This window comes from Photobacterium sp. CCB-ST2H9 (assembly GCF_023151555.2).
In the GTDB taxonomy this organism is placed as follows: Bacteria; Pseudomonadota; Gammaproteobacteria; order Enterobacterales; family Vibrionaceae; genus Photobacterium.
Window position 1 is genome coordinate 2,919,015 of sequence record NZ_CP100425.1, and the last position, 20,532, is coordinate 2,939,546.

Here is a 20,532-nt window from a genome sequence, read left to right on the forward strand (position 1 = left end):
CCACCCGACAATGCGAGTCGGTATGAATTCATTCAGCTTTCATCACAGTATAGGCCGCTCTCAGGTCACGAAATCGCGTGTTCCTGAAAAGCGCCAGCTCAGGGCTTTCCGGTCTTCCCTGCCCGGCACTGATGAAAACCTGAGCGATGATGATGAGTTAGTTCTCAAAAATCAATGGCGTCCGTGAAAAAGTGAGTGTTTGAGGGGTCTGGAGCCCACTGGACCAACCATTGCCCGATTTCAGGGCAATGAACGAGTTTCACAAATAGGTAACAAATGCGAAATGGTTCAATTTTATTCTAAGTCATATTGTGATATTTAACTGATGACCAAGGGGCAATATGCTCCCTGATCTGAGCGATACTCAGGATTGAGCGAGGTGCACTATGGATAGCTTCGGATTCGACAATATACTTGAAAGCGATTTACCCCGCCGTAATTCACGCAGTAAGCCGGTAAAACGGAAATGGCGGGAAATTGAAGCACTGAAAGATAAACAGCGCCTGAAAAAGGAACTTCAGGAAATCGACATCTTACATGAGTTCACCGACGAGGTGGACATCTGAGATCCGGGTTGTACAATACGCCAGATAACGAACAGCACCGGCACCCCGCCGGTGCTTCTACAATGAAATAGCAATTTATTCTTCCGGCTCCAGGCGTCGTGCCAGTTCCCGGTATTGGGCCGACACCTCTTGGCCAAAGAGCGGATCACTCAGGCAATCCTGATATTCACTCTCAACAGCGGCCCAGTCGGCTGATGTAAAGCGTTTACGAATGGCCGGAAACACCTGTTTCTCCTCCATCTCCAGATGCTGTTTCTGCCGTTCAACAAACACATTCAGCTTGTCAGCAAACACGTCCAGCGGGATCACGGCATCCATCAGAATCATGTCGACCGTCTCCGCAAACTCTGCGGTCAGAGCCGCCAGCTCGAGGTGTTCCGCTTCCAGATCCAGAATGCGCTGCTCATTACCGTAATGATTGATGTAGTAGTGATAAATTACATCCTCTTTGGGATGATGGTAGTGCTCAGCCTGATTCTGCAGATAAGTCACAATATCGCGAATAAGTTGATAATTCACTTCATGACCTTCCCTGATCGCAGTCAGTTTAGTGCGTAACAACCTGAGCAGACGGCTAATATAACCATGTTCGGTGTGAATACTGTCCAATAGCATTTCGACCTCCCGGGCACTAACTTTCCAGCTTTAAGTGTAAACCGGGCTGCCGAAATGGGTTTGATCCAGATTAGGTTGGCTTAAATTTGTGCAGGTATTTGCCAGTCAATCTCACTTTTATGAATTTTTCTCAGCCATTGATTTGCCTGAGAAAAGTGTCGGCAGCCGAAAAAGCCGCGATAAGCAGACAAAGGTGACGGATGTGCAGCTTCAAGCACACAGTGTTTTTCACGGTCGATATGTTTGCCTTTCTTTTGAGCATGAGCGCCCCAAAGCAGAAAAACCAGACCTTCCCGATGCTCATTCAGACTGGCGATGACCTGATCGGTAAAGGTTTCCCAGCCAAATTTACTGTGAGAGTGGGCTTTTCCCTGTTCAACAGTCAGCACCGTATTGAGCAACAGAACACCCTGTTCCGCCCAGTATTGCAAACAGCCATGCTCTGGGATGGTAAAATTTTCGATATCCGTCGCCAGTTCTTTGTACATATTGGCCAGCGAAGGCGGTACCTTCACGCCCGGCTGCACTGAAAAACTCAGGCCGTGTGCCTGACCGGGACCATGGTATGGATCCTGTCCCAGGATCACCACCTTCACCTGCTCAAATGGCGTGGCCTCAAAAGCACTGAAAACAGAGGCTTCGGGCGGATAAATTGCTTTTCCTGCTGCCCTTTCCTCAGCGACCCGGGCTTCTGCCTGCTGAAGATAGGTTTGCTGGCGTTCCTGTTGTAAGAATTGTGCCCAGTCAAAAGGGGCAGAAAAAGATGTTTCCGGGGCAGACATGTCGGCTCCTGCTGCACGTACTCAGTTCATGAGCCGACATTTTACCTGAATCTTGCGGTGTGGCTATTCGGTTGCGGATTTCGGGCGGCTCATCGGTCCAACGGGCGTGCGCCAGTGGCCCCGGCCCTGGATCGGGCGGTTTGCCTGTGGCAGACGGGCACAATGATGAATACAGGTTGTGGTGGCTGGCAAAGCAGATGCTCTCATGATGATTTCCTCACAAATCAGGTCTGAACATTACAATGAAAGAACAATGCCAACTTTTCCTGCCTGACAAACAGCCTGTCTTTACAGCGATTTCGCGGCATCTTACTGCTTATTAAGCGACCACTCAGTTGTATGATTTATATTCTCCGCCCCAATCATGCGCATTTTTGCGCGTCATTTGTGCAGTGGATACCGTCTTGGGGGCGCAACCCGGTTGATACAGATCAAATGCCCGGTGGCACAACGCGGTAGGATGCCATTGAGGCAGACCGCAGTGTCTGACCTGAAATCCTTTCATTGTCGATATAACACTCTCAAGGAGCTGCCATGATCAAAGGCATTCAAATCACCCAAGCGGCCAACCCACAATTGCTGAATTCGATCTGGCTGCTGGATACGGACAATGGCACAGCCCGTTGTCTGTGTGCCGCAGAAAACTTCAGCACCGAGCAGGAAGTTCCGGCTGCCGAACTGGGCGAATTTGAATACCGTGAATTGCCTGTTGAACAGGCGCCACGGATTGAAGGCGGTCAGCACCTGAACGTCAATGTACTCAAGCGTGAAACGCTGGAAGATGCCGTCGCACACCCTGAAAAATATCCGCAGCTGACCATTCGTGTCTCGGGCTATGCGGTACGTTTCAACTCGCTGACGCCAGAGCAGCAACGTGATGTGATTGCCCGTACCTTTACAGACACGCTGTAAGGCTTCGCCGAGCCACTGTAACAACAAAAACGCCGCAGCTTTCTGAGCGGCGGCGTTTTCTTTTCGGTGTGAATCTCAGCGCTGAATCAGGCTTTTTTCACAAACTCTGATTTCAGCATCATGGCACCGATACCATCGATCTTACAGTCGATGTTGTGGTCACCGTCAACCAGACGGTTGATCTTCACTTTGGTTCCCACCTTCGCAACTGAAGAAGAACCTTTGACTTTCAGGTCTTTAATCAGGGTGACAAAGTCACCTTCCTGCAGGACATTGCCGTTCGAGTCTTTCACAACCAGCGCATCCGGATCTACAGCGACTTCACCCTGGATCCACTCATGGCCACATTCCGGACAGATCAACATGTCCTGATCTTCATAGACATAAGACGAATTGCACTCTGGGCAAGGAGGTAAGGTATCACTCATGCTCAACGGTCTCTCTTTTATAAAAGTATCAACTTAAGGATATTCGCCCAGCGAGGTCTTGCCAATGCTGGATGATATTGCCACCACATTATAATGTAATTATCATTAAATTATCACTTCATTTGCTATCCGGGTCGGACATGATTGCGGTAAAAGAGGCTTTTCAGGCTGGTTTATTCCAGCGCCAACACTGGGTCAGAAACATCATTTCAGGCGTGATTGTCGGGATTGTTGCCCTGCCGCTGGCCATGGCTTTTGCCATTGCATCAGGCGCTAAACCTGAGCAAGGGCTTTATACCGCGATCGTCGCCGGCTTTCTCGTCTCTGCCCTGGGGGGCAGCCGGGTACAGATTGCCGGACCAACCGGCGCATTCATTGTCGTGCTGTCCGGGATCACCGCGCAATACGGTATCTCGGGGTTACAGGTCGCAACCCTGATGGCTGGCGTCATGCTGCTCTTTCTTGGCCTGACCAAACTGGGCAGCATCATCCGCTTTATTCCTGCGCCTGTGATCACCGGCTTTACAGCCGGCATTGGAGTGGTGATCTGGGTCGGCCAGTGGCAGTATTTTTTCGGGCTGCCCGCAATCAGCGGCCAGCATTTCCACAACAAGCTGTATCAGTTACTGCAGGTTCTGCCTGATTTTCATGTCGTGACTACCTTACTGGCAGTCACGGCACTGTTGCTGACGCTGTTTTCTCCGAAATTGCCGGGCATGAGACGGATTCCGGGGCCACTGGTCGCCTTGCTGGTAGTCACGCTGCTTCAGTCTGTATTTCAGTTCAGCGGCGTGGCCACCATCGGCAGTCAGTTTGGCGGAATCCCTCAGGGGCTGCCTGAATTCTCTTTGCCGTCCACCAGCTGGGATCAGGTCATCGAGCTGATCGGCCCGGCTTTTACCATTGCCATGCTCGGCGCGATTGAGTCTCTGCTTTCCGCTGTCGTCGCCGATGGGATGACCAATACGCGCCATAACTCCAATCAGGAGCTGGTTGGCCAGGGCATTGCGAATATCGCCGCTCCCTTACTGGGTGGTTTTGCCGCAACAGGCGCGATTGCCCGGACTGCCACCAACATCCGCAATGGCGGTACCAGCCCGCTGGCTGGCATCATTCATTCACTGACGCTGGTGCTGATCCTGCTGGCGCTGGCACCGCTGGCCAGTTACATACCGCTGGCAGCACTGGCGGCCATTCTGTTTGTCGTGGCGTGGAATATGAGTGAAGCCCATCATTTTGTTCAGATGATTCGCCGGGCGCCGACGGCTGATGTGGTCATTCTGCTGATCACCTTCCTGCTCACCGTTTTTGCTGATCTGGTGGTCGCCGTCAACATCGGCGTGTTACTGGCGACCTTCCATTTTCTGCGACGCATGGCCAGCAGTGTCGAAGTCAAAGAAGCGACTTATCAGGAAGTACATCATGAAATCAGGCAGCAAGGGATGCTGGAACTCCCGCCCGGAGTGCTGGTGTTTACCGTCGATGGACCGTTTTTCTTTGGTGCCGTGGATCAGTTCGACCGGATCCTGGCGAACACGCATACCGATCCCGGCACGGTCATTATCCGCCTGAAATGGGTCCCTTTTATCGATATGACAGGCCTGAAAACCCTGGCTTCCGTAATCAGCAACCTGCAAAAACGCGGCATTACCGTGCTGATTTCCAACGCAAATCCGCGGGTTTCAGCCAAACTGCGTAAAGCTGGGGTGATTGAACTGATTGGTGAGCAATTTCACTGCGCGACACTCCAAGATGCCTTGAGTGCAGCCATCGCTCATGACAGCAGCACTCAACCGGATTTACCTGCGCAGCAGATGGCCACAAAACACCGTCCTGAAGACAAAGCGACAGACGTCTGAAGGATGCGTCAATCCGGTAACGGATTACTTCACCTGAGGGTTTTTGGTGGTATCGTCAGTCAGATAAGTGACATCATGTTTTTCCAGATACTCACGGATCAGCTGACGAACCACCTGAGAAGGGGTGAGATCCTGAGAGGCGCATAACTTCTCAAATGCCTGCTTTTTTCTGGGATCCATCAATACCGTAAAACGGGCCGTTTTGCTTTCCACTCTCTGATACTCTTTGTCTGACTATGATAATCAAATTATAATCAAATCTCCTGACCGAAGAAATGCCGGAATCTGAAAGCCGGTTCACCCGGTCTCAAAAAACAAAGCCGCAGCTTTTTAAGCTTCGGCGTTTGCTAACCGATATTGCTTTTCTGTATCAACGTCAACACGGGATCATGACATACCTGAATTAGCTCGCTCAGGGATAATCATCCAACTCATGAAAAGGGAGAGCACATGGGTAAAACAAATTGAACACCGGTTGTTCAATTTGCTCTGCAAACCCCAGAAAAATCGGACCGTATTTTTCCAGCCCGGACTTGCTGGCCTCAATCTGCTCATATTCCGCCAGGGTCAGCAATGCCTGTCCGTCCCAGCCCGCCATGTAATTATTCACATCATTAATCACATTTTGTTTACTGAGTTCATGCTTTTCCCGATATGCACGAATCAGTGGACCGGACTGACCCTCTCGCTTATCCGCATATCTTCCGGACTCAGTTACCAACTTGGCCGACGGCGTTTCCAGGACGATCGCAATACGAGCCAGTACACCTCCCCAACGCTCCGCGGGGCTGTTTCCGGCCTCTATCTCTTGATATTCATTCTCTGGCAAACCTAAGGACTGACTCATCTCTGTGAGAGATATCCCTTTCCTCACCCGTTCCTTCTTTAAGACTTCACCTAGTTTCATTCCATTTCCTCAATCAGCCAACTTAAAAAAGCGAACCAGATTCTTTGCCCTGGCTGTGCTCGCCATATCAAACTTAGTTCATACTGAAAAATGAAACAAAAAATCAGACGCAGTTACATGAATATCAAGACAAAAACAGAACACCTGAATCACATTGCTGCATTTGAAAAAGGAACTCTTTCGACGGATACAAAAAAGCCCCGAAACGGGGCTTTTCAAGCAGAACAGTGAACACACCTAGTTATGCGGGCTGCACTGCGCGCAGTACCACTTTCAGTTGCTCAAAATCGTTATCGCGCTCTTCAGACAGCAGTTCCATTGCACCGTGCTTCGCCAGCGGTGCCGGCAGATCGATTTCTTTCTCAAGAATCTCTTCTACCACTTCCTTGAACTTAGCCGGATGCGCAGTACACAGGAACAGACCGGTTTCACCGGCTTGCAGCTGCTCATTCAGCACGCGGTAAGCAATCGCACCATGCGGCTCACACAGGTAACCTTCGGCATCCATCTGACGCAGGGTTTCTGCACTCTGCTCATCAGTCACAGCGCCATAACCCAGCTCGCTTAGACCCCAGCCCTGCTTCTGACACAGCTCTTCAATGCGTGGCCAGTTGTTTGGCTGGCTTACATCCATGGCATTCGAAATGGTCGGAATGGTCGCTTTCGGCTCCCACTGACCACTTTGCAGATAACGGGGCACCGTATCGTTGACATTGGTTGCTGCGATGAAACGTTTCACCGGCAAACCCAGTGCTTTCGCCAGCAGACCCGCTGTCAGATTTCCGAAGTTACCACTTGGCACCGAGACCACCAGATTGCCACGAGCTTCTTTCGGAAGCTGTGCCACCGCTTCGAAGTAATAACAGATTTGCGCCATCAGACGGCTGATGTTGATCGAGTTGGCTGAGTTCAGCCCCACTTCCTGACGCAGCTCAGCATCATCAAACGCCTGCTTCACCAGCGACTGACAGTCATCGAAAGTGCCATTCACCGCGACCGTGTGAATATTTCCGCCCAGGGTACAGAAGAGTTTTTCCTGCAGCGGGCTGATCTTACCTTTCGGATAAAGAATCACGACTTTGATGTTGTCCATGCCATAGAACGCATGGGCCACTGCGGCACCGGTATCACCTGAAGTCGCAGTCAGAATCGTGATATTTCCCTGAGCATCAGACACAGCAGCCAGTGACTGCGCCATGAAACGGCCACCAAAATCTTTAAAAGCCAGCGTCGGGCCGTGGAAGAGTTCCAGCGCATAAATGCCATCCTTCACCTGAGCCACAGGTGCCGGGAACTGAAAGGCATTGCTCACCATCTGCTGCACGGTTTCTGCCGATAGTTCTTCACCGATGAATGCGGACAGAATCCGGCTGCTGCGGGTCACAAAATCCTGAGCCAGCAAGGCGTCAATATCGCCTAAATCCGGCAGTTCAGAAGGAAAAAACAGGCCCTGATTCCGGCCTAGCCCCTGACGAACGGCCTGGGCAAATGACACTTCTTCCTGATGATCTTTTAAGTTATACAGCTTCATGGTTAATACTCACTTCCTATTTCTGTTGAACCCTGGCTGTCGAGACGACAGACATGGACGAATCCTTCATCATTCTGGACATAATGCTGCTGCAGCCAGCGGGCGATCCGCTCAGCAACTTCCAGATCATCACAGATACTGAACATTGTCGGGCCAGAACCCGAGATGCCGCTCGCCAGAGCACCCGCTTCCAGCGCATATTGACGAGCTTCTTTAAAACCGGGCAGCAGGCTTTCACGATAAGGTTCCGCGACGACATCTTTGATCATTTTCGCGGCAAGGGCCGGCTGCTGGCTGTGACAGGCATGCAGGAACCCGCCCAGATAACGGCCGTGGGCAATCACATCCTGACGGCGATACTGCGCAGGCAGAATCGCCCGGGCTTCCGCGGTAGACACTTTAATGCCCGGATACGCCATGACCCAGTACCAGTTCTCAAAACATGGGACGGACTGGCTGATAATGCCAAGCTCCTCGACCATCAATTGCAGCCCCCCGAGATAGCAGGGCGCGACATTGTCGTAGTGCACACCACCAGAAATCTGCCCTTCCATCTCGCCCATCAGCGCCAGCAGTTCGGTCTCATTCAGCGGGTTGTCATGAAAACGGTTCAGCGCATCCAGCGCAGCAACGATCGAGCAGGCACTGGAACCCAGACCGGAGCCAATCGGCATATTTTTCTCCAGCGTCATCGACACAGGCTGTAGAGCAATACCTTTTTTATCCAGCTCCCGGGAAAAGACCTGCCAGCAGTGAAAGACAATATTCTGCTCAGGCTCGGCTGGCAGTTTTGCAACAAAATCACCCTCGCAGCGCAGCGTAAACGGCTCGCGGCCAGCCGACACCGTGACTTTGTCTCCCAGCAGGGTACCGTCAATGGGCGACACAGCCGCCCCCAATACATCAAAACCCACACTGACATTGCCAATTGATGCCGGTGCATAAACAGTAACACTCATCCTTACACTCCCAGTTTCCAGCCGACGGTACGCATCAAATCAGCGAATACACCGGCAGCTGTAACTTCAGTACCGGCACCGTATCCGCGCAGTACCAGAGGAATGGGTTGATAGTAACGGCTATAGAAAGCCAATGCATTCTCGCCGTCCTTAATTTTGAACATTGGGTTGTCCTGATCAACGGCAGCCACTTTCACCGTGCACTTTCCGTTGTCGATTTCACCAATGTAACGCAGGACCTTGCCTTCATCCGCCGCTTTCTCCGCCAGATCCCTGAAATACGCATCCGCTTCCGGCAGACGCTGCATAAAGGTTTCGACGTCACCACTCTGATCAAAGCCCGGCGGCAATGCAGGCTCTACCACAACATCGTCCAGTTCCAGAGCATAACCGGCTTCACGGGCCAGGATCAGCAACTTACGGGCAACATCCATGCCGGACAGGTCATCACGCGGATCCGGCTCCGTAAAGCCATTGTTGCGGGCAACCGTGGTTGCTTCACTCAGGCTCATGCCTTCATCCAGCTTCCCAAAAATAAATGACAGGGAACCCGACAGAATGCCGGCAAACCGTTCCAGCTCATCACCCGCGGCCATCAGGTTCTGCAGGTTCTCGATGACCGGCAGACCTGCACCCACTGTCGTGTCGTACATAAATTTACGGCGGGTTACCCGTGCTGCCTGACGCAGCTGATGGTAATACGCCATGCTGGCGGTGTTCGCTTTCTTGTTCGGTGTAATCACATGGAAACCTGCTGCAAGGAAATCCACATACTGATCTGCAATCGACTGTTCCGACGTACAGTCAATGACCACCGGGTTGATGATATGGTGGCGCTGCACCAGTTGGATCAGACTGGCCAGGTTAAAGGCTTCTGTCGCCTGCCCCATGGTGTCACGCCAGTTTTCCAGCGGCAGGCCATTATTATCCAGCAGCAGGCCATGGCTGTTTGCCAGACCACAGACCCGGATCACAATGCCGTTTTCAGCCAGTTTTTCCTGCTGACGCTGGATCTGATCGACCAGTTCGCCGCCCACGCCGCCAACGCCGACCACAAACACATCCAGAAAGTGTTTACTGTTGAACAGGTTCTCGTGACAGGCTTTCACCGCTTCAGAAACTTTATTGGCCGGGATCACGGCTGAAATAGCACGCTCAGAAGAACCCTGGGCAATAGCGACGATGTTGACGTTCACCTCCGCCAGAGAAGTGAAGAACCGCGATGCCACGCCCCGCGAGGTACGCATGCCGTCACCAACCAACGTCACAATTGCAGAATCATCAATAAACTCAACCGGTTCCAGCAGGCCTTCTTTCAGCTCAAGCTCGAAATTATTCCGCAGTGCTTGCTCGGCAACGTGCTTGTCCTCACTTTCAATACAGAAACTGATACTGTATTCAGAAGAGGACTGGGTGATCAGCACAATCGACACACCGGCCGCGGACATCGCCCCGAAGACCCGGGCAGCCATACCGACCATGCCTTTCATCCCCGGACCGGACACGTTGACCATGGTCAGATTTTTCAGGGTGGTGATGCCTTTGATCGCCAGATTATCTTCACCAGTGTCCTGACCAATCAGGGTTCCTGCGCCCTGTGGATTGAAACTGTTTTTAATCAGGCACGGAATGTGGAACTGAGCAATCGGAGCAATGGTTTTCGGGTGGAGTACGGAAGCACCAAAGTAAGAGAGCTCCATCGCTTCCTGATAGCTGAGAGATTTCAGCAAACGGGCATCCGGCACTAGGCGCGGGTCGCAGTTGTAAACGCCATCCACATCGGTCCAGATTTCACAGCATTCGGCACGTAAACAGGCTGCCAGAACCGCCGCGGAGTAATCCGAACCGTTTCGGCCCAGAATCACCAGTTCCCCTTTCGCATTCCCTGCAGTGAAGCCCGGCATGATGTGCACCACACCCGCTGCCAGCGGCTGACGACGGAAGTTCTCAGTGGAAGCTTCAATGTCCACATGACCTTCCAGATAATCGCCATGTGCCAGCAAGGAAGCCACAGGATCAATCAGATCGGCAGTATAACCTTTCGCTTCCAGCGCAGATTTCATTGCCACAATCGACAGGCGCTCACCCTTACTGATGACACGGGCGTACACATTGTCCGGACACTGGCCCAGTAACTTCATCCCGTGAACCAGTTGTTTCAGCTGCCCCATGGTACTGGCCAGCTTGGCATCCACAGCCGTACGGTCAAATGCTGGCAGCTGTGCCTGAATACCGTCAAACAAACCGGTAAAAGTTTGCTCCAGATCGGTGAGCTGTAATTCGGCATCGCCGGTCGTTACCGTTGTTTCAATGACAGAAACCAGTTTATTCGTGACTTTTCCCGGTGCTGACAGTACGACTGAAACCTCACCCTGATGCGTATTACTGGCGATGATATCCGCCGCTCTGAGAAACCGGTCGGCATCCGCTAACGATGAGCCGCCAAATTTAAGCACTCGCATTCCCTACTCCACTTCCGTTAATTTGAACTGTCTGGCAAGTTTATCCGGTCTTGTTATTTTTTACTGGAAAAACATACCGTTAAATTCATGGTAAAAAAAAGCCCGCACTCTGGAGTGCGGGCTTTTTTTGAAAATCTTACGCGTATCAGCCCGCCCCAACACTGGTTGTGCCGGTAATAATAATGGTGGTGGTGCCGATAAGATTCATTGCCATGATTTTTAGTAAAATTGCTAATGTTGTGTGCGTGTTGATTACGTTTACCCGATCGGTAGCATTGAGTCAACACTCATCAGTGAAATATTTTTTCATTCGTTGAAATATAGCTTTTCCGTCTGAAAATCGGTGACATCCCAAATCAGACAATTTTCCCGGGGAAAAGCGGGCTTGTTTTGATCTGCTTCCACCGTCCTGAAACAAAAACCATGCACCGGGTGTCGAAAGCGCTCATCTGATACTGCTGAGGCATGATGAATATAAATTTTTCCTAAATCGCATATCTGCAATTGCAGTTCACCCAAGGCCATAGCATAGTAAACCTGATGTGCTGTTTTATTTCCCTGTTTGCACGAAAGTCAGACAGCCATTTCCAGCCCAATCAAGTTCTGGCCAGATTTCTTGCTGTAAATTTTTTCAGCCTGAGCCAGAGAAGCCCCGGGGTATGCAGGACCAATCCCCGGGAAACGACAACAATGACAAACAGTATTTCGGAGGGATCCGGCATGACAGCAGCAATGGAACAGCTGGTTGCGCATACCATACTCCAGGGTTTTGATGCGATGTACGGTCGTTTTCTGGATGTAACGGCCGGCGCTCAGGAAAGATTTGAGGATCAGGCCTGGATGTCCATTCATCAGGCCCTGAAGCAGCGGATCAATTTTTATGACCATCATGTGGAACTGGTCAGCCGTCAAATTCAGATCATGCTCGGCAAGCAATACGCCAACCGTGAGTTTTTAACTGCGGTTAAATCTTCCTATGAAGATCTGCTGCTGGACTATCCCAGATATGACATTGCAGAAAGCTTCTTCAATTCGGTCTATTGCCGAATCTTCGATCACCGGGATATCAACCGTGACAAGCTTTTTGTCCACAGCTCGCAGACGGGCCGCATACCCCCTTATCCGACCACACTCACCCGGATTTATCAGTCCCCGAACGGGCCGCATTCCCTTTTTGAGCGGATGATGGACGAAACCCCGTTCACGCTGGAATGGGAAGACAAAGCCCGTGATATTGAACTCATCGTCCAGCGACTGGAACTGGAATTTGGACAACAAACGATACAACAGGCCCGGCTTGAACTGATCCGGGAACCTTTCTACAGGAATAAAGCCGCCTATCTGATTGGCCGTTTGCTTCTGGCGGATGATACTCAGATCCCGCTGGTACTTCCCGTGCTCACGACAACACAGCGCCAGATTTATATTGATGCCTGCCTGTGCCACGTCGACGATGTCAGCATCGTGTTCGGTTTCGCACGTTCCTATTTTATGGTCTATGCCCCGGCACCGGCTGCGCTGGTCCGTTTTCTCAGTGAACTGCTGCCCAAGAAAACCCATGCTGAGCTTTACACCGCCATTGGATGCCAGAAACATGGCAAAACAGAGCTTTACCGGGAGTTTCTCCATCATCTGGAACACTCCGACGACAAGTTTGTCCTGGCGCCCGGAATCAAGGGAATGGTGATGAGCGTATTTACCCTCCCGTCTTACGGCTTTGTATTTAAAGTCATCAAAGACAAATTCGCACCGCAGAAAGAGATGAGCCGGGACACGGTAAAGGAAAAATACAAACTGGTAAAAGAACACGACCGGGTTGGCCGGATGGCCGACACGCAGGAATACCGCAATTTCAGCTTTGATCGTCACCGCTTCAGCGACGAATTGCTGGAAGAACTTCAAGGCGTAGCTCCTTCAAGTCTGATTGTCACCGATACCGAAGTGATGATTAAACACCTCTATATTGAGCGACGCATGATCCCATTTAACCTCTATATTGAGCAGGCCAATGATGAAGATCTCCGTCATGCGGTTGACGAGTACGGCAAAGCGATCAAACAACTGGCCGCCGCGAATATCTTCCCGGGTGATATGCTGTTCAAAAACTTCGGCGTTACCCGCCATAAGCGGGTTGTCTTCTACGACTATGACGAAATCAGTTACATGACCGAGGTGAACTTCCGCCGGATTCCGCCGCCGCGTTTTCCTGAAGATGAGTTATCGGCAGAGCCTTGGTACAGCGTCGGAACCAACGATGTGTTTCCGGAAGAGTTTCGTACCTTCTTGCTGATCAACCCGAAAGTTCGCGCCCTGTTTGATGAACTGCACAGTGATCTCTTTGATCCAGCCTACTGGCAACAGCTGCAGCAGAACATTTCACAGGGTCAGTTCGAAGACGTATTCCCGTATCAGGAACAGCACAGACTGATCAGAATTTGATCTTTCCCGCAATCTTCGCTGTAACTCGGAAGGCAGAGCTCGATCGCATGAATCCTTTCATACTTCTGGCCTAGTATTAAGGGATTAAACGGGGCTGACACCAGGCCCCGAAGCGATACGAATTACAGGGATGATGGGGTATGAAATTCGGGAGTATCATCTGTCTGCTCTTTCTGCTGGCTCAGCCGGCAATAGCTGCGGAGGCAGAACAAACAATGATGCCATCGCCGCCCTCGGGCTGGTTTCTGGATTCACAGTCTCGCAGCGCCGAACAGTTTGACCTCTGGCAAATCGACAGTGGCTACACTTATGCCCTTTCCCCTTCCACCCAGCTCTATGTCAGTACCCGGCTGAAAAGCGGTAATCAGTATCAGTCTGCTTCACGCGGTCTGCTTTCCGGTGTGCAGTACAACTTCAGTCCGAAAATCAGCCTGCGCAGTGCCTTCACCTCAGAACGGATCGAAGAAGATACCCGGCTGGGTGTTGAACTCAGCAGTCAGTACGAACTCAACAACAGACTCAACCTGCACGCCACCATGGACTATGAATCCCTCGAACAGGTCTATCAGCTGGGTATCGGCTTCAGGTTCTGAAATCCCGCTCAGAATACCGACAAATCAAGCAACTCTTTACTCAGCAAAATGCCGTTCGGATCGGCATACAGAATATCGCCGGGATAGACCAGTGTGTGTGCCACAGTCAGCGTGACATTTCGGTCACCAGTCTGACGCTTTTCCGTCTTGAACGGACAGGCTGCAATGGCTTTCACACCGAGCTCCATTTCACTGAGCGCCACCACATCACGGACAGCCCCGTTGACCACAATGCCTTCCCAGTTGTTTTGAACGGCAAGTGCCGCCAGCTGATCTCCGAGCAAAGCCCGGGTCAGTGAGCCATGTCCGTCAACCACCAGAACCTTCCCTGTACCGTCTTCATTGAGAATTTCCCTAACCAGGCTGTTATCCTCAAAACACCGAAGCGTCACCACTTCCCCGTAAAAAACGGGCTTACCGCCAAAGTCGCGATGCTGCAACGGTAACCAGCGTACGTCCTGTTCATAGTGGTCACACAAATCCGGCAATAAATCTTTCATCTTGCAACTCCTTTATTCTGATCCTTGAATGTGAAGAAATGTTTGCCAAGCCCCCAGTACAGACCGGGAAAATCCTTGCTTCCCAAGCCTCACCGGAACCAGCGTCAATTGCTGCTGAGCAACCCAGTACAGAGCATTTTGTTGCCAGCGGGCAGCAACGGCGCATGCACGCTCAATGTCCATGGCAACGGCCAGACTGGGTTCATGCCAGCTTCCGTCCGGTGCACTGCAATCCAGCCGCTGGAATGCATAGCCCAGTGCAGATAACTCTGCTTCAAGGCTGGCCTGTCGCTGATGATTTTCCTTACAACTGAGCACAATACTTTCCGGGTTAAATGCTGTTAAAATAGCGAAGGTTGTGAACGGGGGCGACTGAACCGCACGGAAAATTATCTGCTGATAGTTTTGCCATAACTGGTGTTGAGCCTGCGAATCCGACGCTCCTGATGACATTGCATGACTGTGGTTTTGTCTGCTGCTTTCCGCCATGAGTCCGAATCCTGTTCTGTTGAAGAAACTTTTAACAGCCGCATTTCATTGCTGAAACAACAAATTGTTTGAGCTATAACAATAAGATAGTGTTTCTGACAGGCTAGTATGCCATGACAAATTCGAAAAAACCGGGCACATTACAATAAAATCATATTGTTAGTGCGCTGTTAAATGCATACAATCGTCAGCATCCAAGGGAAATTGTAGCCAGTTCCGTAAAAGTCGGGTTTTTCAGTGGTGATTTTTGAGCGTCTGCTGAAAAATGAGGATGGCGTACCAGCAGGTAGTTGAAAAGACGAGTGCAAACTGCAACAGTTCTGTTACTTTGCCTGTGATCGAATTATTTTTATAGAATTAACATATTCTGTGTTAGACCAGATTCCGTTTTGAGTAATTAGGTACTGCCAATGCAAACCCCTCACATTCTAATTGTAGAAGACGAGCAAGTAACACGTAACACCCTGAAAAGCATCTTCGAAGCCGAAGGGTATACAGTATTTGAAGCCAGCGACGGTGCAGAAATGCACAAGATGCTGTCTGAACATCCTGTTCACCTGGTCATCATGGACATTAACCTGCCGGGTAAAAATGGCCTGCTCCTTGCTCGTGAGCTGCGTGAGCAAGGCGACATGGCGTTGATGTTCCTGACAGGACGCGACAACGAAGTCGATAAAATCCTCGGTCTGGAAATCGGTGCGGATGACTATATCACCAAGCCTTTCAACCCAAGGGAACTGACCATTCGTGCACGCAACCTGCTGACTCGTGCCATGAGCCAGGGTCTGGCAGCCGAAGATCGCCGTCTGGTTGAGCGTTATGAGTTCAACGGCTGGTCTCTGGAACTGAACAGCCGCTCTCTGGTCAGCCCAAGCGGTGAGCAGTTCAAACTGCCTCGTTCTGAGTTCCGTGCACTGCTGCATTTCTGCGAGAATCCGGGCAAGATCCAGACCCGTGCAGAACTGCTGAAGAAAATGACCGGCCGCGATCTGAAACCACACGACCGTACTGTTGATGTGACCATCCGCCGTATTCGCAAACACTTCGAATCTGTTGCAGATACCCCGGAAATTATTGCCACCATCCACGGTGAAGGTTACCGCTTCTGCGGTGATATCGAAGAAGGCTGAGCAGCCTTCTGATTCGACTTCACGAAAGATGAAGCAAAAAAGCGTCGCAATGCGACGCTTTTTTTATGACACTCAAACAAGCAGCTTACTTTTCAAGACTCTCCAGCCAGCCTTTCAGCAGTGTCAGATCGTTCTGGTAGCTGTTTTTAATTTCATCCACCCAGTCTTCGATATTTTCCCACCAGGCAGGCAATTCCGGCGACTGTGCCTTCTGCGCCACCTGCTGGATTCGCTTGAGCCCAATCGATCCCGCCGCTCCTTTGATCTTATGAGCTTCAAACTTAATACCGTCTTGATCTTTGGCCGTCATGTTTGAGTCCAGAATCGCCAGATATTCCGGCATCATTTTCTCAAACATTTCAATCGAGTCGAACACCGGCTTCGTCCCGACGATATCGACATAAGAACTGAGCATTTCAAAATCAAGCAGCTTGTTCAGGGTATCTTCGCTCATTAATGTTTCCTGTGCAGGTACTGGGGCAGCTTCATTCGCCGGGGCATATTCCAACTCCATCAGATGCTCAATGACCATATTGATGGCTTTGACACTGAGAGGTTTGCTGATGGCATCATCCATCCCCTGCTCCAGATATTCATCTTTATCTTTAATCACATTGGCCGTCAGCGCGACCAGTGGCGGCAGCTGACGGTAACGAGCACGCAGTATTTTGGCGATCTCAAAGCCTGTCATATCCGGCAACTGGATATCCAGTAACACCAGATCGTACTGTCCTGGTTCAAACGCCTCCAGCGCTTCATCTCCCCGCATCGCAACGGTGACCTGATGCCCCAGACCTTCCAGAAGCGCCCTGGCAACCGTGATATTCAGCTCGATATCTTCCACCATAAAGATGCGCAGTGAACGCTGCGCCAACACAGGCGTTTCATCATCTTCCGTGATCTGTTCAAGCAGCGGCACGCAAATAGTCACGGTAAAGGTACTGCCTTCACCCACCTCAGAGCTGACCTGAATATCACCGCCCATCATATTCACCAGTTGCCGCGAAACCGCCAGACCAATCCCCGTTCCGACCGCGTGCAGATTGTCCTGTCCCTGTTTCACCTGGTAATACATCGCAAAGACTTTATCCAGCTCGGACTCCGGAATCCCAATCCCGCTGTCTTCAATTTCGAAGGTGATTTCGGCCTGCTGATCATCCAGCAGCTCACTGCTGATCGACAGAATTACGCCACCTTCTTTGGTGAATTTGGTGGCGTTGCTGATCAGGTTCCACAGAACCTGGCGCAGCCGGGTCCCGTCCACCTGTACATAAGACGGCAGTTCAGTCAGCTGTTCCAGATCGAAACGCAATCCCTTCTGTTCGGCCATCAGTCCGGAAATATTCCCCATTTCTTCAATAAAGGCATGGAAATCCAGCGGTGCCGGCAACAACTCCAGCCGACGGCGATCCGATTTATCCATATCAATGATGTCATTGAAAATATTACCGAGCGTGATGGCGCTGACATAAATCGTCCGCATATAGCCGCGCTGCTGATCACTCAGCGGACTTTCCAGCAGCATCCGGCTCAGACCGACAATCCCGTTCAGCGGGGTACGCAATTCATGGCTGATGGTTGAGATAAAGGCTGTTTTCTCGCGGCTGGCTTTCTCCTGCGCTTCCTGATACTGCTTGCGTTCGGTGATATCCCGGCCAAACCCCATCAGGCCCAGACGCCGACCGTCACGACTGTAGAAAGGCACTTTGCGCAGTTCAAAAATAGCTTTGCGGCCATCCGGATATTCCAGCCATTGCTCATAAGTCAGAGAGACATTCTGAGTGAACACCTGCTGATCGGTTTCAACAATCTTACTGGCCACTTCTTCGCTGTAGACATCCCAGGGAGTCAGACCAACCAGCTCCTGCTCGGTTTTTCCGGTCAGTTCCGCCATGGCCCGGTTGCATCCAGAGAACTCATTTCTTTCATTGCGGTAGTAAATCAAATCCGGCGATGCATCCAGAAAAGACTTCAGCAAGGCACTCTGCTCTGCCAGCTCCAGCTGGGCACTCTCACGCTGCGCGACTTCACTTTCCAGATCTGCCATGGCAATCCGGCGCTCATCTTCTGCTTTGATCCGGACTTCAATTTCCTGATTCAATTGTGTGATATTGTCTTTCAGCTGTTTATTCAGCGTCAGGTCACGCGAGCGCATCTCTTCCAGTTTGCTCACCAGTTTGGACAGCCGCTGACGGGAGTCCTCAAGCTGATCCACCACAACCGACAGGAAATACACCGCCCAGGGAGTGATCAACAAACCAAAAAACACAGAACGGACAATATCAATGTTCAGCACTTCTCCCTGCAATGCCAGCGTCACTCCGACTTGCACCACCACAGCCAGAGCTACCAGCGCTAATGCCAGCAGCAGGCTGAAGCGCACAATGCCCAGTTTCACCAGCAGATCGACATAGAACTGCGCCAACATCTTGATTTGTTTCATGGATTATCCTGTCACAATAAAATGCTGCCCTCAGGCAGCATCAGAATTCATCGAGTTCAGCCATCAGGCGGGTGGTGTTCCGTCCGTCGGCTTTTGCTTTATATAGCGCTTTGTCAGCCATCGCAATCAATTCACCGTAATCCTGATTCGGCATTGGCGTCATGGTCGCAACTCCCAGACTTACCGTCAGAATATCGCTGATATCGGAAAAACCATGGGGAATGGCTTTCTCCGCCACTTTGTCATGAATTTTTTCCGCAACGACCTCACCGCCGCACAGCGGCGTATTCGGCAACAGGAAAGCAAACTCTTCTCCGCCATAGCGGGCCACTTCGTCAGTCTCACGCCGGATCACACTGTCAAACACCTGTGCGACTTCCAGCAGCGCCCAGTCGCCCTGCTGGTGTCCGTAGTTGTCGTTATATGCTTTGAAGCTGTCGATATCACACAGGATCAGGGTGAGGGGCTGCTGTTCCCGCATATGACTGTGCCAAAGTTTACGTAATTGCTCATCAAAGCTGCGACGGTTTGCCACTTTGGTCAGGCTGTCCACAAAACTCAGCTCCTGCAACTCCATAATGGCATCGGCAAGCTGTTGTTCCGCTTGCTTCCGCTCGGTCACATCCCGGGCAATCAGCAGAATCCCGGCAGATCCATCCGTCGGATCGCGGTAAGGAGATTTGACGATCTCGTACCAGACCGGCTGCCCGGTCTCAAGAATCACATAGGCATCCGTTTTGACGGTGACCCCTTCTTTCAGCACTTTGATATCGGTCTGATAAAACTCCTGCAGCATTTCAGGATCAATCACATTGCGGGCCGTTTTGCCAATCAGTTCCCGGGCACTGAACCCCAGTACCCGGGCAAAAGGTTCGTTACATCCCACATAGACCCCGTGCTCATTGTATAGGCCGATGGGATCCTGACTGGCATTGAGAATAGAATTGAGCAGTGTATTTCGCTGGGCCAGGATCTGTTCCGTTACCTCTCGCTTTTCAATCTCTTGCTTGAGGCTTTCCTGCATTTCATGCCAGTCCGTCACATCATGACTGATACTGAGCATCCCGATGACCTGGCCTTCCTCATCGGTCATCGTTGTCTTGTTGGTTTCCAGCAAGCGGCTGGAACCATCTGGTGCCGTAGTCCAGGTATGAATGACAGGCACCTCGCCGATCCCGGTCGGATCGCCCTGAATCAGTCCTTCTTCACGGCGTCCCCGCCAGAAACGATCAAAGGCCGTATTGGTTCCGAGGATATTCCCGGCTTTATCCTGAAAATAAACCAGTTCAGACAGGGAGTTCAGCACGCGCTGGAAAACACGCTGCTCGAGCTGAACATAAGGATTACTCTGCGCGGCAGGCTCAACAAGAAACAGCAGCCAGGCTGACTGCCAGCGAAAACTCATCAGCTGGCCTGAAATCAGCACCCGGACTGTTTTATTTCCTCCCAGCCGCAGCGTTTCCTCAACATTGTCAAAATCAGTTCCGGACTGCAGCGGACGCAGCACATCCGCCATCATTTGGGACCCAATCCCTTCCGGATAATAATACCGCCGCCCGACTTTACTGACCCCAAGTAATTCCTGGCAGGCAGCGTTGGCATAGAAAAGTTCTCCGTCCTTACTGCGGACAATCGCTGCTGCTATCGGCAAACGGGAAATCGTCGCATGAAGCCGACGAAAAGCCAGACGACCTAAGTGGTGAATCAGCCAGGCGCCGAGTGAGGTCAGGATCGCCATCATCAGAACAGCCATGCCAATTGCCGACAGACTCATACTTTCTTCGGTAGCGCCCCATGCCGGGACGGCGGTACAGGCAGCACCCGCAAGCGTCATACCGTGTCTATTCTGCATGTCTGTTCCTCTCTGCATCCTTTCCAGACCAGTCCCGCTGGCATATCACTGCACCTCTGAATACG

General features: G+C 51.4%; 20 protein-coding genes and 1 other annotated feature. Of the genes, 6 read left to right on the top strand and 14 right to left on the bottom strand.

Going from position 1 to position 20,532, the window contains the following annotated elements; all coding sequences use genetic code 11:
- Positions 1-386: 386 nt before the first annotated feature.
- Positions 387-566: a DUF3545 family protein gene (locus tag L4174_RS13435; protein WP_248141370.1), complete on the top strand. Its 180-nt coding sequence runs from the start codon at positions 387-389 to the stop codon at positions 564-566.
- Positions 567-641: 75 nt separating this feature from the next.
- On the opposite strand, the gene L4174_RS13440 is transcribed toward L4174_RS13435, so the two are convergent.
- From L4174_RS13440 to L4174_RS13450, 3 genes are all read right to left on the bottom strand, one after another.
- Positions 642-1,181, bottom strand: a complete 540-nt coding sequence (locus tag L4174_RS13440; protein ID WP_248141375.1) for a hemerythrin domain-containing protein — start codon at positions 1,179-1,181, stop codon at positions 642-644.
- A gap of 80 nt (positions 1,182-1,261) precedes the next feature.
- Positions 1,262-1,963 carry a uracil-DNA glycosylase gene (ung, locus tag L4174_RS13445; protein ID WP_248141376.1) on the bottom strand — a complete coding sequence of 234 codons (702 nt, stop codon included), beginning with the start codon at positions 1,961-1,963 and terminating at the stop codon, positions 1,262-1,264.
- Between the two features lie 63 nt (positions 1,964-2,026).
- Complete coding sequence (locus L4174_RS13450) at positions 2,027-2,170, bottom strand: hypothetical protein (protein WP_248141378.1); 144 nt, start codon at positions 2,168-2,170, stop codon at positions 2,027-2,029.
- A gap of 327 nt (positions 2,171-2,497) precedes the next feature.
- Here L4174_RS13450 and grcA point away from each other — a divergent pair, with 327 nt between their 5' ends.
- Entirely contained in the window at positions 2,498-2,875 is a 378-nt protein-coding gene (grcA, locus tag L4174_RS13455; protein ID WP_248141380.1) for an autonomous glycyl radical cofactor GrcA, read from the top strand.
- Positions 2,876-2,961: 86 nt separating this feature from the next.
- On the opposite strand, the gene L4174_RS13460 is transcribed toward grcA, so the two are convergent.
- Positions 2,962-3,303 carry a zinc ribbon domain-containing protein YjdM gene (locus L4174_RS13460; RefSeq protein ID WP_248141382.1) on the bottom strand — a complete coding sequence of 114 codons (342 nt, stop codon included), beginning with the start codon at positions 3,301-3,303 and terminating at the stop codon, positions 2,962-2,964.
- A gap of 140 nt (positions 3,304-3,443) precedes the next feature.
- Between L4174_RS13460 and L4174_RS13465 the strand changes: the two genes are divergently transcribed.
- Positions 3,444-5,162 carry a SulP family inorganic anion transporter gene (locus tag L4174_RS13465; protein WP_248141383.1) on the top strand — a complete coding sequence of 573 codons (1,719 nt, stop codon included), beginning with the start codon at positions 3,444-3,446 and terminating at the stop codon, positions 5,160-5,162.
- A gap of 24 nt (positions 5,163-5,186) precedes the next feature.
- On the opposite strand, the gene L4174_RS13470 is transcribed toward L4174_RS13465, so the two are convergent.
- The 6 genes from L4174_RS13470 to L4174_RS13495 all read right to left on the bottom strand — a co-directional run bounded on the left by L4174_RS13470 (position 5,187) and on the right by L4174_RS13495 (position 11,546).
- A complete protein-coding gene (locus L4174_RS13470; protein ID WP_248141384.1) occupies positions 5,187-5,375 on the bottom strand; it encodes a ribbon-helix-helix domain-containing protein in 189 nt (62 codons plus the stop codon).
- 199 nt (positions 5,376-5,574) lie between these two features.
- A complete protein-coding gene (locus L4174_RS13475; protein ID WP_248141386.1) occupies positions 5,575-6,069 on the bottom strand; it encodes a helix-turn-helix domain-containing protein in 495 nt (164 codons plus the stop codon).
- 241 nt (positions 6,070-6,310) lie between these two features.
- A complete protein-coding gene (thrC, locus tag L4174_RS13480; protein ID WP_248141387.1) occupies positions 6,311-7,600 on the bottom strand; it encodes a threonine synthase in 1,290 nt (429 codons plus the stop codon).
- A 2-nt stretch (positions 7,601-7,602) separates the two neighbouring features.
- Complete coding sequence (thrB, locus tag L4174_RS13485; protein WP_248141389.1) at positions 7,603-8,559, bottom strand: homoserine kinase; 957 nt, start codon at positions 8,557-8,559, stop codon at positions 7,603-7,605.
- 2 nt (positions 8,560-8,561) lie between these two features.
- Positions 8,562-11,021: a bifunctional aspartate kinase/homoserine dehydrogenase I gene (gene thrA / locus L4174_RS13490; RefSeq protein ID WP_248141392.1), complete on the bottom strand. Its 2,460-nt coding sequence runs from the start codon at positions 11,019-11,021 to the stop codon at positions 8,562-8,564.
- A 91-nt stretch (positions 11,022-11,112) separates the two neighbouring features.
- Positions 11,113-11,228 (bottom strand) — a sequence feature (Thr leader region).
- Positions 11,229-11,327: 99 nt separating this feature from the next.
- Positions 11,328-11,546: a hypothetical protein gene (locus L4174_RS13495; RefSeq protein WP_248141394.1), complete on the bottom strand. Its 219-nt coding sequence runs from the start codon at positions 11,544-11,546 to the stop codon at positions 11,328-11,330.
- Positions 11,547-11,741: 195 nt separating this feature from the next.
- On the opposite strand from L4174_RS13495, the gene aceK reads away from it, so the two are divergent.
- Together aceK and L4174_RS13505 are read left to right on the top strand one after the other, a co-directional pair.
- Positions 11,742-13,460 carry a bifunctional isocitrate dehydrogenase kinase/phosphatase gene (aceK, locus tag L4174_RS13500; protein ID WP_248141395.1) on the top strand — a complete coding sequence of 573 codons (1,719 nt, stop codon included), beginning with the start codon at positions 11,742-11,744 and terminating at the stop codon, positions 13,458-13,460.
- Positions 13,461-13,600: 140 nt separating this feature from the next.
- Positions 13,601-14,053 carry a hypothetical protein gene (locus tag L4174_RS13505; protein ID WP_248141397.1) on the top strand — a complete coding sequence of 151 codons (453 nt, stop codon included), beginning with the start codon at positions 13,601-13,603 and terminating at the stop codon, positions 14,051-14,053.
- Positions 14,054-14,061: 8 nt separating this feature from the next.
- Here L4174_RS13505 and L4174_RS13510 read toward each other — a convergent pair whose 3' ends face one another.
- Together L4174_RS13510 and L4174_RS13515 are read right to left on the bottom strand one after the other, a co-directional pair.
- The gene (locus L4174_RS13510; protein ID WP_248141402.1) at positions 14,062-14,553 is read right to left on the bottom strand and encodes a putative 4-hydroxy-4-methyl-2-oxoglutarate aldolase; all 492 of its coding nucleotides are present in this window, start codon (positions 14,551-14,553) and stop codon (positions 14,062-14,064) included.
- Positions 14,554-14,565: 12 nt separating this feature from the next.
- Positions 14,566-15,042, bottom strand: a complete 477-nt coding sequence (locus L4174_RS13515; protein ID WP_248141403.1) for a DUF3293 domain-containing protein — start codon at positions 15,040-15,042, stop codon at positions 14,566-14,568.
- A gap of 410 nt (positions 15,043-15,452) precedes the next feature.
- On the opposite strand from L4174_RS13515, the gene arcA reads away from it, so the two are divergent.
- Positions 15,453-16,172: a two-component system response regulator ArcA gene (arcA, locus tag L4174_RS13520; protein WP_036755170.1), complete on the top strand. Its 720-nt coding sequence runs from the start codon at positions 15,453-15,455 to the stop codon at positions 16,170-16,172.
- Between the two features lie 85 nt (positions 16,173-16,257).
- Here the strand turns inward: arcA and arcB are convergent, their stop codons facing one another.
- Both arcB and L4174_RS13530 read right to left on the bottom strand, forming a co-directional pair.
- Positions 16,258-18,615 carry an aerobic respiration two-component sensor histidine kinase ArcB gene (arcB, locus tag L4174_RS13525; protein WP_248141405.1) on the bottom strand — a complete coding sequence of 786 codons (2,358 nt, stop codon included), beginning with the start codon at positions 18,613-18,615 and terminating at the stop codon, positions 16,258-16,260.
- A gap of 40 nt (positions 18,616-18,655) precedes the next feature.
- On the bottom strand, positions 18,656-20,467 hold the full coding sequence (locus L4174_RS13530) for a diguanylate cyclase domain-containing protein (RefSeq protein WP_248141408.1): 1,812 nt from the start codon (positions 20,465-20,467) through the stop codon (positions 18,656-18,658).
- Between the last annotated feature and the right edge of the window lie 65 nt (positions 20,468-20,532).

What these genes read in the sequence shown, in the direction of transcription:
- L4174_RS13435 (WP_248141370.1), top strand. Translation starts at nt 387, where the DNA reads ATGGATAGCTTCGGATTCGACAATATACTTGAAAGCGATTTACCCCGC.
- L4174_RS13440 (WP_248141375.1), bottom strand. Translation starts at nt 1,181, where the DNA reads ATGCTATTGGACAGTATTCACACCGAACATGGTTATATTAGCCGTCTG.
- ung (WP_248141376.1), bottom strand. Translation starts at nt 1,963, where the DNA reads ATGTCTGCCCCGGAAACATCTTTTTCTGCCCCTTTTGACTGGGCACAA.
- L4174_RS13450 (WP_248141378.1), bottom strand. Translation starts at nt 2,170, where the DNA reads ATGAGAGCATCTGCTTTGCCAGCCACCACAACCTGTATTCATCATTGT.
- grcA (WP_248141380.1), top strand. Translation starts at nt 2,498, where the DNA reads ATGATCAAAGGCATTCAAATCACCCAAGCGGCCAACCCACAATTGCTG.
- L4174_RS13460 (WP_248141382.1), bottom strand. Translation starts at nt 3,303, where the DNA reads ATGAGTGATACCTTACCTCCTTGCCCAGAGTGCAATTCGTCTTATGTC.
- L4174_RS13465 (WP_248141383.1), top strand. Translation starts at nt 3,444, where the DNA reads ATGATTGCGGTAAAAGAGGCTTTTCAGGCTGGTTTATTCCAGCGCCAA.
- L4174_RS13475 (WP_248141386.1), bottom strand. Translation starts at nt 6,069, where the DNA reads ATGAAACTAGGTGAAGTCTTAAAGAAGGAACGGGTGAGGAAAGGGATA.
- thrC (WP_248141387.1), bottom strand. Translation starts at nt 7,600, where the DNA reads ATGAAGCTGTATAACTTAAAAGATCATCAGGAAGAAGTGTCATTTGCC.
- thrB (WP_248141389.1), bottom strand. Translation starts at nt 8,559, where the DNA reads ATGAGTGTTACTGTTTATGCACCGGCATCAATTGGCAATGTCAGTGTG.
- thrA (WP_248141392.1), bottom strand. Translation starts at nt 11,021, where the DNA reads ATGCGAGTGCTTAAATTTGGCGGCTCATCGTTAGCGGATGCCGACCGG.
- L4174_RS13495 (WP_248141394.1), bottom strand. Translation starts at nt 11,546, where the DNA reads ATGGCCTTGGGTGAACTGCAATTGCAGATATGCGATTTAGGAAAAATT.
- aceK (WP_248141395.1), top strand. Translation starts at nt 11,742, where the DNA reads ATGACAGCAGCAATGGAACAGCTGGTTGCGCATACCATACTCCAGGGT.
- L4174_RS13505 (WP_248141397.1), top strand. Translation starts at nt 13,601, where the DNA reads ATGAAATTCGGGAGTATCATCTGTCTGCTCTTTCTGCTGGCTCAGCCG.
- L4174_RS13510 (WP_248141402.1), bottom strand. Translation starts at nt 14,553, where the DNA reads ATGAAAGATTTATTGCCGGATTTGTGTGACCACTATGAACAGGACGTA.
- L4174_RS13515 (WP_248141403.1), bottom strand. Translation starts at nt 15,042, where the DNA reads ATGGCGGAAAGCAGCAGACAAAACCACAGTCATGCAATGTCATCAGGA.
- arcA (WP_036755170.1), top strand. Translation starts at nt 15,453, where the DNA reads ATGCAAACCCCTCACATTCTAATTGTAGAAGACGAGCAAGTAACACGT.
- arcB (WP_248141405.1), bottom strand. Translation starts at nt 18,615, where the DNA reads ATGAAACAAATCAAGATGTTGGCGCAGTTCTATGTCGATCTGCTGGTG.
- L4174_RS13530 (WP_248141408.1), bottom strand. Translation starts at nt 20,467, where the DNA reads ATGCAGAATAGACACGGTATGACGCTTGCGGGTGCTGCCTGTACCGCC.